The organism is Allosphingosinicella deserti, assembly GCF_003012735.1.
Lineage (GTDB): Bacteria > Pseudomonadota > Alphaproteobacteria > Sphingomonadales > Sphingomonadaceae > Allosphingosinicella > Allosphingosinicella deserti.
This window is the reverse complement of the sequence record NZ_PXYI01000004.1, coordinates 592166-606767: the sequence shown is the minus strand read 5'-3', so window position 1 is coordinate 606767 and position 14602 is coordinate 592166. Positions and strand designations below refer to the sequence as shown.

General features: G+C 63.5%; 12 protein-coding genes. 7 read left to right on the top strand and 5 right to left on the bottom strand.

From position 1 onward, the window contains the following. Positions 1-96 precede the first annotated feature (96 nt). Together hppD and C7I55_RS14955 are read left to right on the top strand one after the other, a co-directional pair. Positions 97-1185, top strand: a complete 1089-nt coding sequence (hppD, locus tag C7I55_RS14960) for a 4-hydroxyphenylpyruvate dioxygenase (protein WP_106513749.1) — start codon at positions 97-99, stop codon at positions 1183-1185. Positions 1186-1376: 191 nt separating this feature from the next. Next, positions 1377-4766, top strand: a complete 3390-nt coding sequence (locus tag C7I55_RS14955) for a TonB-dependent receptor domain-containing protein (RefSeq protein ID WP_106513917.1) — start codon at positions 1377-1379, stop codon at positions 4764-4766. Positions 4767-4811: 45 nt separating this feature from the next. Here the strand turns inward: C7I55_RS14955 and C7I55_RS14950 are convergent, their stop codons facing one another. The 3 genes from C7I55_RS14950 to C7I55_RS29245 form a co-directional block, all read right to left on the bottom strand. After that, positions 4812-5846, bottom strand: a complete 1035-nt coding sequence (locus tag C7I55_RS14950; RefSeq protein WP_158266438.1) for a pectinesterase family protein — start codon at positions 5844-5846, stop codon at positions 4812-4814. Then, on the bottom strand, positions 5843-6325 hold the full coding sequence (locus C7I55_RS28190) for a hypothetical protein (RefSeq protein WP_158266437.1): 483 nt from the start codon (positions 6323-6325) through the stop codon (positions 5843-5845). Before C7I55_RS28190 ends, C7I55_RS14950 begins: the two co-directional genes overlap by 4 nt. Before the next feature lie 72 nt (positions 6326-6397). Then, a complete protein-coding gene (locus tag C7I55_RS29245) occupies positions 6398-6520 on the bottom strand; it encodes a hypothetical protein (protein ID WP_269845218.1) in 123 nt (40 codons plus the stop codon). Positions 6521-6732: 212 nt separating this feature from the next. Here C7I55_RS29245 and C7I55_RS28185 point away from each other — a divergent pair, with 212 nt between their 5' ends. From C7I55_RS28185 to C7I55_RS14930, 5 genes are all read left to right on the top strand, one after another. Beyond that, complete coding sequence (locus tag C7I55_RS28185; protein ID WP_158266436.1) at positions 6733-6906, top strand: hypothetical protein; 174 nt, start codon at positions 6733-6735, stop codon at positions 6904-6906. A gap of 51 nt (positions 6907-6957) precedes the next feature. Next, positions 6958-7572 carry a peptide-methionine (S)-S-oxide reductase MsrA gene (gene msrA, locus C7I55_RS14945; RefSeq protein WP_106513747.1) on the top strand — a complete coding sequence of 205 codons (615 nt, stop codon included), beginning with the start codon at positions 6958-6960 and terminating at the stop codon, positions 7570-7572. A gap of 172 nt (positions 7573-7744) precedes the next feature. Further along, positions 7745-8476, top strand: coding sequence for a hypothetical protein (locus C7I55_RS14940; protein ID WP_146151031.1), 732 nt, complete (start codon positions 7745-7747; stop codon positions 8474-8476). 128 nt (positions 8477-8604) lie between these two features. Continuing rightward, positions 8605-9753: a zinc-dependent alcohol dehydrogenase gene (locus C7I55_RS14935; protein WP_106513745.1), complete on the top strand. Its 1149-nt coding sequence runs from the start codon at positions 8605-8607 to the stop codon at positions 9751-9753. 14 nt (positions 9754-9767) lie between these two features. Beyond that, positions 9768-10310 carry a hypothetical protein gene (locus C7I55_RS14930; RefSeq protein ID WP_106513744.1) on the top strand — a complete coding sequence of 181 codons (543 nt, stop codon included), beginning with the start codon at positions 9768-9770 and terminating at the stop codon, positions 10308-10310. Positions 10311-10405: 95 nt separating this feature from the next. Here C7I55_RS14930 and C7I55_RS14925 read toward each other — a convergent pair whose 3' ends face one another. Together C7I55_RS14925 and C7I55_RS14920 are read right to left on the bottom strand one after the other, a co-directional pair. Beyond that, on the bottom strand, positions 10406-13465 hold the full coding sequence (locus C7I55_RS14925; protein WP_233222220.1) for a TonB-dependent receptor domain-containing protein: 3060 nt from the start codon (positions 13463-13465) through the stop codon (positions 10406-10408). A gap of 33 nt (positions 13466-13498) precedes the next feature. Continuing rightward, positions 13499-14497 (bottom strand): N(4)-(beta-N-acetylglucosaminyl)-L-asparaginase, encoded by a 999-nt coding sequence (locus C7I55_RS14920; protein ID WP_106513743.1) that lies wholly within the window; start codon positions 14495-14497, stop codon positions 13499-13501. Positions 14498-14602: the final 105 nt, after the last annotated feature.

Sequence of the window (14602 nt, the reverse complement as noted above, 5' to 3'; positions counted from 1 at the left end):
GCGTGGGTCCCCCGGTGCAACCATCCATTTGCCGCCCAAAGCCGCCGCTGGTAGAGGCGCGGCCAGAACGAAACGCATGTTTATGGAGAGGCCGCAATGAACGCGCCGACCAATCTTCACGATAATCCCCTGGGTCTCGACGGCTTCGAATTCGTCGAGTTCACCGGACCCGATCCGGAAGCGCTCGCCGGTTTGTTCACGGCGATGGGGTTCACTCATCTCGGCAATCACCGCTCGAAGAACGTCCGCCACTATGCGCAGGGCGACATCAACTTCATCCTCAACATGGAGCCGTCGGGCCAGGCCGCCGAATTCCGCCAGGCGCACGGACCTTCGGCCAACGGCATGGCATTCCGGGTCAAGGATGCGAAACGCGCATTCGAGATGGCGGTCGAGCGCGGCGCCAAGCCGGTCGAAACGCCGCGCGGTTCAGGCGAGCTGGAGATTCCGGCGATCGAGGGCATCGGCGGCTCCTACCTCTATCTGGTCGACCGTTACGGCGCCGAGCAGATCTACGACGTCGACTTCGAGCCGGTGCCCGGTGCGGTGCGCGACGCCAATGCCGCCGGCCTCCACACGCTCGATCACCTCACCCACAACGTCAACCGCGGCCGGATGACCCATTGGGCCGAATTCTACGAGCGCATCTTCAATTTTCGCCAGATCCGCTATTTCGACATCGAGGGGAAGCAGACCGCCTTGCTGTCCAAGGCGATGACGGCTCCGGACGATAAGATCCGCATCCCGTTGAACGAAAGCCAAGACGAGCACAGCCAGATCGAGGAATTTCTCCGTGAGTATAAGGGCGAAGGTATCCAGCATCTTGCGCTCGCCACCGACGACATCTTCGCCACCGTCGACGCGCTGCGGGCCAACGGCATCCGGTTCCAGGACAGCCCGGAGACCTATTTCGACATGATCGACGAGCGGCTGCCCGGCCACGGCCACAGCATCGACGAGATGCGCAAGCGCCGCATCCTCATCGACGGTTCGCCCGAGACCGGCGAGGGCTTGCTGCTACAAATCTTCACCGAGAACATGATCGGTCCGATCTTCTTCGAGATCATCCAGCGCAAAGGCAATCAGGGCTTCGGCGAAGGCAATTTCAAGGCATTGTTCGAGTCGATCGAGCTCGATCAGATCCGGCGCGGTGTGCTTCCTGCCGCAGCTGGCGGACAAGACTGATCGGAACTCCTTCCCGCTCAAGATCCCCCCGTTGCGGGAGGATCTTGAGCCACTGCACGGACCGAAATCCGCTGTTATCACAGCCTCTTGCGAGCGCGCGAACTTTCCTGTTATGACCGTGGGATGACACCGGTAGCATGAACGATGCAACCGACCGGAGAACCGGCGGTACCGAACAGGAGGAGGATCGAATGGCTCGTCTCACGAGAAACACTTTTGCGCGCACCGTGTCCGCGGGCGCTCTGATCATCGGCGGCCTTTCGTCGGCGCCGGCATTCTCCCAGGCCCAACAGGAGCCGACGGCGGCGCCGCTCACGGACGCAGAGACGGCGCAAGGCGATACGGCCGCTATCGGTGCGCCCTTTAAGGAAACCGGTGTCTCAACAGGCGAACCCCTCAACAGCACCGCGAGTCGCGACGAGATCGTCGTGACCGGGTTCCGGGCGAGCCTCGAGAATGCGCTGAACGTCAAGCGGCGCTCCAACCAGATCGTCGACGCAATCACGGCGGAGGACATCGCCGACTTTCCCGACGCCAATCTCGCCGAGTCGATCCAGCGTCTTCCCGGGATCTCCATCGATCGCGAGAATGGCGAAGGTCGATCGATCACCGTCCGCGGCCTCGGCGGCGACTTCCAGATGGTCCGCCTCAACGGTGCGGACGCGCAGGCCGTTGCCGGGGGAATCAGCTCGGACGCCGGTGCCAACCGCACCCGCGGCTTCGATTTCAACACCTTCGCATCCGAGTTGTTCGGCGGCATCAAGGTGACCAAGTCGACTTCGGCGTCGAACGACGAGGGCTCGCTTGGCGCGATCATCGATCTCACCACCGGCCGGCCGCTCAGCTTCAAGACCGATCGCGTCGCCCTTGGGCTCGAAGGGGAGTATCGCGAGAATGGCGGCACCGTGAATCCGCGGCTTACGGCCCTTTTCTCCAAACGGTTCAGCGACTCGTTCGGCATTCTCGGCTCGTTCGCCTACCAGGATCAGAAGCAGCAGATTGATGCCTATCGGCGCAGCATCGGCAATTTCGAATATGCCTATCGCAATTCGCAGATACCCGGCGTGACGCCGCCGACATTCGGGTTCGCACGGCCGAGCACCGCCGGGACCGGCGCCACCTTCGGATCGGATCCGGCCGCCTACGCCCTGATCGCGCCGACGACGATCATCCCGACCTTGCCCTCGATCGGGCGGCAGGATCTGTCCTACGATCGCCTCGGCGCCACCCTTACCATGCAGTGGAAGCCGTCCAGCCGGACAGAGATCGTGCTCGATGGCGTCTATTCGCGCTATCGGCAGGAAAGCACCGTCAACGCGATCACGACAATCGGGCTCAACCGAAACTTCCCGACGACGTCGACAGCCGCCAATCCGCGCTTCACCCAGGGAACGATCCGTCCGCTCCGGAATGCCAATGGCAGCCTCAACGCCAACGGTGTCACCGATCGGATCGGCACCGCCACTGCCACCGGATTGTTCCAGGCGTGCCGTCCCAGCGCGACCGTCGAATGCGGGCAGTCAATCTACGGCAACACGCTCGTTCCGGGAACGATCAACAGCTACAATCCCAACAACCTCGATCCGTTCGATTATTACAACTCCCCGGTGTCCCCGGGCTTCATTCCCAGCACCGATCAGCTGGCAGGCTTCGTTCCGCTTCTCGGCCGCACCAACACCAAGCTCCGTCAAGCGCATGTTAACGAGGTGGGTCAGGCCGATTACCTGCTGCTCGACGACGTCGACTGGCGAAGCTCAGCCGACGCCCAATTCGGGAATACCCAGTTCAAGCAGGGTACGCTCAACGTTACCCAGGAATTCACCGATCGTTTCCGCGCCGAAGGTACGCTCGGCTGGTCGAGCTCCAAGTTCCGCGCAACCGGCCTGCTGGCCGACTTCAACACGCTGGACCGAGACGGTTACACGTTCGACGAGCGCGAGGGCGGGATCATGCCCGTCTTCAGCCCAGGCTTCGACGTCGCCGATCCCAACCAGTGGACGCTGGTCAAAGGCCTGTCGACGATCCGCTACTTCAACACGCGCGTCAGCAACGAGTTCAAGGTCGGCCGGCTGAACTTCGCCTGGGACTTCAACGATGCGTTCACACTGCGGTTCGGCGGGACCTACAAGCAGTTCAACTATGAAGCCGATCAGGGACGCCGCGAGCAGGACATCGAGGCGATCAACCCGACATTGCAAGAAGCCGGGCTGAAGATCACCGATCTTGGCCGTTTGCTGAGCTTCGGCCAGGGTCTCACCGTGTCCGAGGGAACGCCGACGAGCTTTTATGCGCCGGATCTGAATGCGTTTCGCAGATATTTCCAGATCGATTGCAACTGCGTGAACAAGTGGGGCGATTACCGCGCCATCATTGATGGACGCGAGAGCAACGCAGTCACCGAGAAGGATCTGTCCGGCTTCGTTCAGGTGGATTTCGACACGGTGCTGTTCGGCCGCCCTCTGCGCGGGGATGTCGGCGTCCGAGTCGCACGCACCCGGGTTACCGGCGAAGGCAATGTCGGCGGCGGGCGCAGCGCGGTAGGCGTGGCAGTGGTTGCGCACAATCAATATACCGACGTGCTTCCTTCGACGAATATCGTCTACGAGCCCGTGCGCGATTTCCTGATCCGGGCCGCCGTATCCAAGACGATCTCGCGGCCGCAGCTGAGTGCGCTAACCCCTGGCACGACGTCGTTCCCGACCAGCCTCAACAACACCACCGCGCCGGTCGTCACCGTGGGCAATCCCTATCTCAGCCCGTTTCGGTCGACCAATTTCGATGTGAGCTTCGAGCGCTATTTCGGTCGCAGCGGCCTCATTGGGCTGTCCCTGTTCTACAAGGACCTGAAATCGTTCCCGCAGCAGATCGCACTCGAGGCGCCGCTTTCCGATGTCTTTGAGCCGGCCCTCCTGGAGCAGGTGATCGGGACGATCACCAACGTTCCGCTTCGTGACTACACGCGCGACGGCGGGGTCTATGCGGTGCGCCAGTTCCGTGACGCGCCGGGCGGATCGATCAAGGGCATCGAAGTCAACGTTCAAACCAATTTCGACTTCATCGGAGAGGCGTTCCGCGACTTCGGCATCACCGCCAACTACACCCACATCGAGTCGAAGCTCAATTACCTGACCAGCACCGTCCTCAACACGACCCGCACCGGACCCAGCACGGCGGAGAACACGTTCGATACCGGGCCGTTCCTCAACACCTCTCCGGATTCGTTCAACGCCACTTTCTATTATGAAAACAAGACCTGGTCGGCGCGCGTTTCGGGCGCCTATCGAAAGCGTTATGTGAACCGTTTCCCGCTTTCGAGCGGCACCTGCGCCGTCGGAACGACGACCCAGGGTGGCGGTCCCTGCAACTCGCCGGTCTTCGCCGATTTCGGGTACACGGAGAACACGCTCAACATCGACGCCGCGTTCGCATGGAACGTGAACGACATTCTCAAACTGACGATCGAAGGCCGCAATCTCACCAACGAGCCGCAATATCGCACGATGTACGAAGATAATCCCGTGACCCAGACCTACGCGAGCACCGGCCGAATCATTACCGCCGGCGTGCGCATGATCTTCTGAGGATCGAACCCTCCCTGCCGTTGCGGCGGGGAGGACCGAACCGCGTCAGGGTTTCCAGTCGCCGAGCAAGGAACTGTGAGCTCTCGCCTCTGCCATGCTAAGCTGACTCCGTGCGCGGTTGCGCCGCGCGCCAGGGCCGGGGCTTTGATATTCAAAGAAGCGTGCGTCGCCGGGCTCGAAGCGCATCGCATAGCCGCCCGGCCCCTTATAGCCCATCCAGGTCCATCCCTCCGGGTGGATATGGGCGTCCATCCAGCAATCGAGATAGGCGGCGGCGCCGCGCAGGCCGAGATTGCCGCCGGCGCGCCAAGGGCGGCCGAGCCAGACCGACGCCGGCGGCACGCCGGCTTCACGCGTCAATCGGCAATTGGCGAAAACCAGCCCGTAAGGCTGCTCGCGCGGGGTGCTCGGCGCCGCGACATAGCCTTGGAGCGGCTCGCCGGGGCGCAGGCGAGAGCGGATTTCGCATCCTTCGAACAAGGCCGCCGCACCACCGAAGATGAAGTCGACTCCGCCGGCGATCAGGCAGTTCCGCACCGATGCGCGTCCGCCGCGCAGATAAAATGTGTCCTGGTGACCGAGCAGTTCGACATTCTCGATCCGCATACGATCGGCACCGAAGCCGAAGGCCAGAGCAACCGCCTGTGCGTCCGCGATCGCCCTGCTGCGCAGATTGGCGACATAGTCGAAGCCGTTCTCGATCGTCAGGGTGCGAGCGCTGAAGCCCGGCGCTTCGGCGGTCAATGTTGCCGATCCGAACGTGCCGTAGGTGCCACCGGCCGGCTTGGCATGGCCCGAGGCGATCGCCGAGGTCAGGATCGTGCGCCGGCGATCCTCTCCAATCAGCGCAACATTGGGTCGAGCGATTGTGAGTTTCTCCTCCCAGCGACCGGCCCCGAGCAGGATCCGATACGGCGCCTCCCCCGGCGGGGCGCTCGAGAGCGCCGCGCCGAGGCTGCTGTGGGTTCCGCCGCTGCGCCGAACCACGGCGTCGTAAGGCGCTGCTGCCGCGCCCGCGGGGCTCAGGAACCCAGTGGCGGCGAGACCGAGACAGACCTCCCGGCGGCTGAAGCCGCTCACTGCGCCACCAGCCCGTTCAGCGACGCCTCGACATTGGTGTAGCCATAGCCATCGGCGTCCCTCCCGCCGTCGAACGGATCCGCCGCGTCGAAACCGTGCGCCCGCTCCCAATCGGCGGGCATTCCGTCGCCGTCTCCATCCGCCCTCGGCTGGCCAGGCTCGAGCACGGGCCAGCCGCCGACGTCCTGTTGGCTGTCGATCAGCGTGCCGGTACGATCGCGTACGCTCGCAAGAACACGCAGATCGACGGTATCGCGGACGTGCGACGCCCCTGCCCTCGCCAGGACGCGCTCGTAGGCGCTCGGCGCGCGGTCCCGTCTGATCGGCGAAAATGCGAGCGACCTCGCCAGCCGCTGGTCGCGGCCGTTCAGCCCCGAGACCAGGCTCCACCCATCCGCTGGAACGCGCCCCTCCATCGCGTTACCGGTGAACCAGGATCGGGCGTCCGCCGGTCGCCAGCCGTCCCGCACCTTTTGCACCGGGAAATGCCGGCAACGGCTGGGCGAAGGCGGGCTTCGCTACGGTGACGGCGAGAGCAAGCAGAAGCGCTGTCATGTTCGCAGTTCAACCAACGCCGCGGCTTGCTGGATCGTGCTTGCCGGGGCGACATGCGCCCCGATGCCGTCGACCCCGGTTGATTGCGCTTGCCTGCGCAAATTCCAGTTGATCGCCATATCCTCTCCCGTCGTGCGCGGTTGCCGAACTATACACATCGGCAACCGGTGTCACGTTGCACCGTCATCTCGATGAGTGGTTTCGTTTCGGCGGCTAAGTGCCACCATTGGCGTTGGATTCACCATCTTTCGTCTATAATGAAGACATGGGGCGGCGCGCGGGCGTCGTTGGGTTATTCGAAGCGGAGGAAGACGTGGGGGGAGCAATCGCCTTGGCAGTCGGGTTGGTGTCGAGCTATACTTTCTATCGGCTGAAGGATCAGGACGATCTGCACGCCTGGGAACAGAAGATGCTGCGTCCGGCAGGATATATGCTGGCCGCGCTGTTCCTCGGCCTTGCCGGCCTGCTGTTCGCGATGATGGCGTTCGACCTCACCCAGGCATGATGCGCGGGGCGCCCGCATGGAAGTGGTAAGCGGACGCACTATCTTTGGGGCATGACGATCCATAGCCTCGCTGCGCAGCTTCTGCTCGCTCTTGCCCTCGCCTTCACCTCCGGCACGCTCACGCCCGCACAGGCAGCCCCGGCGGCAGCGACCGACACTGCGGTGTTCGCGGGCGGCTGCTTCTGGTGCACCGAAGCGGATTTCGAGAAAGTGCCCGGCGTGCTTCGCGCCGTTTCAGGCTACACCGGCGGCACGCTGGCCAAGCCCACGTATGAGCAGGTCTCCGCAGGCGGCACCGGTCATTACGAGGCGGTGACCGTGCTCTACGACCCCAGGCGCGTGTCCTATGCCGCGCTCGTCCGGCACTTTTTCCGAACCGTCGATCCCACCGATGCCGGGGGCCAGTTCTGCGATCGCGGCGAGAGCTACCGGACCGCGATTTTCGCCAAGAATGCCGAAGAGCGGAAGATTGCCGTAGCCGCCAAAGCTGAAGCGAATCGACAGTTGGGCGGCAAGGTCATTACTCCGGTGCTGGCCGCCTCCCGCTTCTACGCGGCCGAGACCTATCATCAGGATTATTACAAGAAGAACCCGGTCCGCTACCGCTACTACCGATATCGCTGCGGACGCGATGCGCGCCTCGAGGAGCTATGGGGCAAGCACTGAGCGCGCAGCCTCTCGGGCAACGTTGCGGATCCGTTCCGGATGTGGGAGTGGGCCGGCTTTGTAGCGTAAAGAGCTGAAACCATGTCCCCTAATCTTTTGGAGCAGGCGTCGCTCCACAACGTGAGCGGTGGCGGATTGGCGACCTGCTGCATGTTATGGGTGGGAACAGAACTTGGCTTCGTCGAGCGCTCCTGCATCGCGTCCGTGGTGCGGCAGGGCCACCCGGTTGCCCTTTACTTATCAACGGCCGCGCGGACTGCCGGTCGGAGTGGTGCTTCGGGATGCCGGGCAGATCCTGCCGCGCCACGCCCTCATCCGCCATGCGCGCGGCGATGTAGCCCTCTTTTCCGGGCGCTTTCGTTACGAGATCCAGCGCAGGGGCCTTGGCATTTGGGTGGATTGCGACATCTATTTGCGGGCACCTTTGTTCTTCGACGATACCTTCGTGGCGGGGCGCGACGCGTCCGGCCGCGTTCTCGGCAGCGTGCTGCGCATTCCCCAGGAATCGCCCATGCTTGCCGAGCTGCTGACGCTCTTCGAGGAGGAGACGGTGCCGGATTGGCTGCCCTGGCCGTCCCGAGCGACCGCGCGATGGCGGCACCTGACCACCGGGCGCACAGGAATTGCGAAGATGCCGCGCGGCGCCGCCGGCACCATGGCGCTGACCCGCCTTGCCGAGGCGCATGACCTGTCGCATCGGGTTCATTCGACGCACATTTTCTATCCGGTTGCGAAGGAGCACGCGTCATGGGTGCTTGATCCCTCACGGCGGTTCGAAGATGTTGTTCCGGTCGATACGGTGGCGCTTCATCTCTGGACCAGTCGCATTCGCGCCTACACCCATTCTCCGGCACCTGAGAATTCGTTCATGGCCCGGCTGCAGGCGGAAGGCGCCGGCACCTGATTCAATATTCCTGATCCAAATCAGGAACCTCGCGTGAAACAGACGCCGGGTCGACCGCGTGTTCGCGTCGCCCGGAACCATGGCGCGCCGATCCGGTTGGGCAGGCAATCGGAACGAAGGAGCTGCTTATGCTGGCGATGGATTATCGAGGCCCGTACCGGGTCCGTGTCGAAGAGAAGAAGATGCCCAGGATCGAGCATCCGCGCGATGCGATCGTACGCGTCACCCGCTCGTGCATCTGCGGGTCCGACCTGCACCTCTATCACGGCATGGTGCCGGACACCCGGGTCGGCACCACCTTCGGCCATGAATTCTGCGGGATCGTCGAGGAGGTCGGGGACGAGGTGACCAACTTGAAGGCCGGCGACCATGTGCTGGTGCCGTTCAACATCGCCTGCGGTCAATGCCATTTCTGCAAGCAGGGCCTCTTCGGCAATTGCCACGAATCAAACCCGCAGGCGACGGCCGTCGGCGGCATCTTCGGCTATTCGCACACAGCCGGTGGCTTCCAGGGGGGACAGGCGGAATATGCGCGCGTTCCCTACGCAGATTTCGGCGCGACTTTGATCCCCGACTGGATGGATCCGGACGATGCCGTGCTCCTCACCGACGTTGTCCCGACCGGCTACCAGGCGGCCGAGATGGGGGGCATCCAGAAGGGCGACACGGTCGTCATCTTCGGCGCCGGGCCGGTGGGCCTGATGGCCGCACGCAGCGCATGGCTGTTCGGTGCCGGCCGGGTCATCGTGTTCGATCATCTCGAATATCGGCTCGAATTCGCTCGCACCTTCGGCCCGGCCGAAGTCTACAATTTCAAGGAGGTGGATGACGTCGTCGTCTTCATGAAGAAAACTACGGACGGCCTCGGCGCCGATGTCGCGATCGACGCGGTCGGCGGCGATGCGGCCGGCAACGCGCTGCAATGGCTGTTCGGCACCAAGCTCAAGCTCGAAGCCGGCAACGCGATCGCGCTGCATTGGGCGATCAACTCGGTGAAGAAAGGCGGGATCGTCTCGATCGTTGGAGTCTACGGCCCCACCGGCAACATCGTTCCGATCGGCAATGTCGTGAACAAGGGACTGACCCTGCGTGCCAATCAGGCGTCGGTGAAGCGGCTGTTGCCCAGGCTGATCGATCACGTGAAGGCGGGTCGCATCAATCCCAAGGCGATGATCACCCACCGCATCCCGCTCGAGGACATCGCCGACGCCTACCACATGTTCTCGGCCAAGCTCGACAATTGCATCAAGCCGGTGCTGATCCCGAACGCAGCGTGAGCGAGGAGCGACACATGAACGCACTTACCGGAAACAAGACGTTGGTCGACACCTCGTCCGTGACGGGGTGGGCGGTTGATGCGGATCCCCGCAACGATCCGACCTATCCCTATCGTGAGCGGGATAAGGATCCCGGGCTCACATCGAACTGGCAGCGTCCTCCAGTCCAGCAATCGAACGTCGAGATCCTTCAGTCGATCGAACACATCCGCCGCCCTGCCGTGTTCGGAACGGCCAACCCGCCGTCCGGCGTCAGCGGCATGATTCGCCGGGTCGCTTTCCGTTACAGCGAGAGCAACTGGATGCACTGGCTGCTGCTGATGGGCGCCGACCGCATCAACGTGGTCGAGGGCGTGGTCGAGGATCTGGGCCGCGGCAAGGTGCCGAACATCCCCGGCGAGATGGGCGTTCGGGCCGAGTGGAAGCACAACAAGAAGGGTCTGGCGACCAAGGTCGCAGTGATGGCCGCGATCGGCGTCGGTGCCTATGCCCTGTTCAGCCGCCGCAGAACGCGGCAGCCGGCGCCGTCGAAGAGCGTCACACGCCTGGAACTCTGACGCACGAAAAAGCGGGCGCGATCGATTGACCGCGCCCGCCATTCACGTGCTGATGGCCCACCTCGAGACAAGGTGGTCCATTTTGTTGTGCCCGATCAGAAGTTGAGCGTCGCGCCAACCGCCAGGATGCGGCCGAGCGAATCGTAGCGCGCCGACAGCGTGTTGCTGCGCGACAGGCCATAATTGTACGAATTCGGCAGGATCGGAGGCGTCTTGTCGAGAATGTTGTTCGCCGAAACCCGGAACGAGAAAGCTTCGGTCACTCGGAAACTGAGCGCCAGATCGAAATAATCATAGGCACCGATCCGGTAGAAAGTCTCACGCTCGCCAGCCTGGGTGTAGCCGAGCGCCGGATCACCGGAGTTGCTGACGTTCGTCAGCGGCCCCAGATGCCGCCAATTGACCGAGGCGCTGAAGAAGCGGTCGGCGGTGGTGTAGGTGCCGCGCAGGCTGTGGGTCCACTTCGGGATCAGCTGGCTGCAGCCGCCGCCATAATAGCCGGTGCAGTTATATTTGGCGAGGATCGGCGAATCCTGGCCACCGGCATAGGTGGTCAGCGATCCGGCGAAGTCGAAGTCCAGGCGACCGGCGCTGCCGAGCGACAGAGCATATTGGCCCTGGAAATCCCAGCCGTGCGACTTGCTCTTGTAGTAATTGGTGGTGCCGCCGCGGATGAAGCCCGTCGAGGGGTTGCCGCCAGGCGCACTGTAGAGCGTTCCGTCGGCATTGCGCACGAACATCCGGCAGAAGAACTCATCGCCGGTGGCAAGGCAACCGTTCGAGAAATAGTCGTAATCGTTGTAGCCGATCGAGTCGTTGAGATCGATCAGGAAGCGATCGACCGAGAAGGTCAGGCCGGGAACGAAGCGCGGCCGCAACACGACGCCGAAGGTCTTGGTGTAGGCGGTCTCCGGATCGACGGCGAAGCCGCCGCGCCGCACGGTGCAGCCGACCTCATCCGGGCAAACGAGGCTGGTGCTGCCGTAGAGATTGTCGGCAAGGCCGGTGGCCGCGCAGACTTCGCGCGAGGCCGTCGGCGAGCCGTAGACCGCGGTGCGGACGCCCGTCCTGGGATCGGTGACGTAGGTCACCGTCGGCGCACAAATGTCGTTATAGGCGGTGGTGATCCGGTCGTAGCTGATGTTCGAACCTTGGAACGCCTCGACCACGGTCGGAGCGCGCTGGGCGCGGTTGATCGAGCCGCGGAAGGTGATGTCCGCCACCGGCGCCCACAAGGCTTCCGCCTTCCAGGTCGAGAAGGTGTCCGGATTGCTGCTATACTTGGACAGACGATAGGCGCCGTTGAACTGCAGCAGGTGGGCGAACTTCTTGCGCTCGATGATCGGCACCTGAAGCTCGACATTGCCTTCCCAGACGTGCTGCGAGAGCGCGGCGTCGCTGCCGCCATTCTGTTCGCGCCAGATCTCGTCGGCGAAGCTCTTGAGCTTGTCTTCGCGATATTCGGCACCGAACGCGATCGCCACGCCCTGCTCGGCCCAAGGGCTCTTGATCCCGTAGGTGCCGAGATCGCCCTGGACGGTCGCGATACCGTTATAAAGCGTGTTGATCGTCGTCGACGTGCCGAAATTACCCTCCACGAGATAGTCGTAGAGCGCGGAATCGTTGATCGTCGAGCGCGGGCTGAAGGCGTCGAACGGGCGGCAATTGGGGTCGGTGCCGTTGACCACGGACGCGCATGTCAAGGTGCGGTTGACGTTGACGACGTTCAGCGAATTGTTGACGCGGTCGAAGTCGGGCTCGCCCCAGGTGGTCGCCTGACGATTGCGGGCATAGACTCCGCCGACATCGTAGCTCCAGCCTTCCGCGAAGCTGCCGCGCAGGCCGCCGGTGATGCGAAGCCCCTTGTTCAGGTAAACGTCTTCGATGTCAGGCACGTTGGCGAAACGATAGCGTACCTCCAGCGGCGCCGTCGCGGCCGTTCCGGCGAGGTCGCCGCAGATCGTCTGCGCCTGCGACTGCGACATCAGCGGGTTGTTGCAGTTCACCACGTATGGGCTCTCGCCATAAGCGGTGTAGCTGAGCGCGCGGGCCGGGTACGGGTTGCTCGAGCGGTCGCGGAACCACATGGCGTTGGCGTAGACTTCCGCCGCGTCCGAAATCTTGAACGAAGCGAAGCCGCCGGCATTCCAGCGCTCGGCTTCGCGCTGGAAGGAATAGCCGTCATAGGGATTGGCGGCCAGCGCGTCGGTGAACGGAACCAGGGTGCCGTTGCCGTTCGGATTGTTCACATAGGCGTTGCCGTTGCTGGCACCCGAGCGGGGCGAGATGTAGCCGTAGGGCGTGTAGGTCGACGTCGAGCAGGTCAGCGGACCGTCCTTGACCGTCTCGACCAGCTGACATCCCGAGGTCTCGCGTGCCGAATAAGGGACCAGGGCCGCCTTGCGGTAATTGACATAGCCCGAAATGTGGAAGCGATCGTCGAAGAGCTTGGTGCCGGCGGTCAGCGAAAGGTCGACGCGGCCGCCGTCGGTCGCGAAATTGCGCGCCGGGCTGCCGAAGCCATATTGACCGGCGACATCCGAGATCAGGCCGGCTTTATTGTTGTGGGCGTAGAGATTGTAATTGCCGTTGATCTGAATGCCTTCAAAATCGTCATTCATGATGAAGTTGACGACTCCGGCGACCGCGTCCGAGCCATAGACGGCCGAGGCGCCGCCGGTGAGCACGTCGACACGCTGGATCAGCGCGGTCGGGATCATGTTGGCGTCGATGCCGTTCATCGTGCCGAGGCGCTTGCCGTCTACGAGGGTGAGCGTACGCTCGAAGCCGAGGTTGCGCAGCTTGATGCGCTGACGGCCGTCGGAATCCTGATAATTCTGCTGGCTGTCGGGCGCGATCTGCGGGATGCGGTTGAGCACTTCCTCGATGTTGACCGCCGCCTGGGCGCGAATCGCTTCGGAGGTGACGGACGTGATCGGTGCGGCGGCGGTGACGTTCGGACGGTTGATCCGCGATCCAGTGACGACGATGCCCGCGCCCGTTCCCGCTTCGCTCACGGCGTCGGAGGCATCGGCGTTGGCGGTGGTTTCCGACACCTCCGCTCCGGTGGCGTTCAGTTCCTGCGCCATCGCAGAAGTCGCAAAGGCCGTCGCCAGGCAAGTAGAAGCGAACAGCAACACGTTCGTCTGTCTCATTCTTGTAATACCCTTTGGAAGAAACTTGATTGTTCAGCGCGTGCGCACGGGCCCTTTAAGGCTCGCGGCGGCGGTGACTGTGGTCCGGCCGGCCGTGTCGGTGACCGCATAGGTGAAGCCGGGCTGCAGCGCGTAGGCGCCCACCTCTCCCAGGCTGTTGATCGCGAGGAAGCCGACCTGGGCGTCCTTCACCGCATCGCCACGCAGCTTCGCGATGTGGAGTATCGCCTCGTGACACGCGTCGATCGGCGACAGGCCGGCGCGCATGGAGGACACCACCCTGGCCGAGCCAGCGATTCGTGTTACCTCTTCGCCGACGCCGGTCGCGGTCGCGGCGCCGACCGCGGCCTCGACCAGCAGCCCGCAGCCCGACTGTGGGGAGTCGCCGATACGGCCGCGCAGCTTGAACGCCATCCCGGAGGTGGTGCAGGCGCCAGCCAGCCGACCGTCCGCACCGCAGGCAAGGATGCCGATCGTGTCATGATCGAGCGCCGAGCCCCGCAAATTCTCGCTGTTGGCGACCGGCTTGTACTCGGATGTCTTCAACCACTCCCGCCACGCCGCCTCGGCCTCCGGCGTCAGCAGCCGCGTGGTGGTGAAGCCCTGCTCCAGTGCGAACTGACGCGCGCCCTCACCAACCAGCATCGTATGCGGAGTTTTCTCCATCACCCGGCGCGCGACCGAGATCGGGTGCATGAAATCTTCGAGCGCGGCGACCGCTCCGACATTGCCTCGATCGTCCATGATGATCGCGTCGAGGGTCACGTGCCCCTCACGATCCGGATAGCCGCTATAGCCGACTGAGTGATTGCTCGGATCGGCTTCCGGAACCTTCGCCCCGGCTTCCACCGCATCGAGCAACGATCCGCCGGCTTGAAGACGTGCGTAGGCCGCGTCGTTGGCGGCCGCCCCGAAATCCCACGTCGAAACGATAAGCGCCCGCGACTTCGGACGAGTCGCCGGCTTGGCCGATGCTATCGCGGCAGCGCCGCCCAATCCGATCGCAATGGCTCCACGGCGCGACATCCTCATCGAACTGTTCCCCAACCGGCAAAGTCTGCCTCTCGGCACGCTGACGGTGTCGTCATGTCGCCCCGGCCGCAGAGGTGTCATACCGGTGACGTCAATTCAATACCA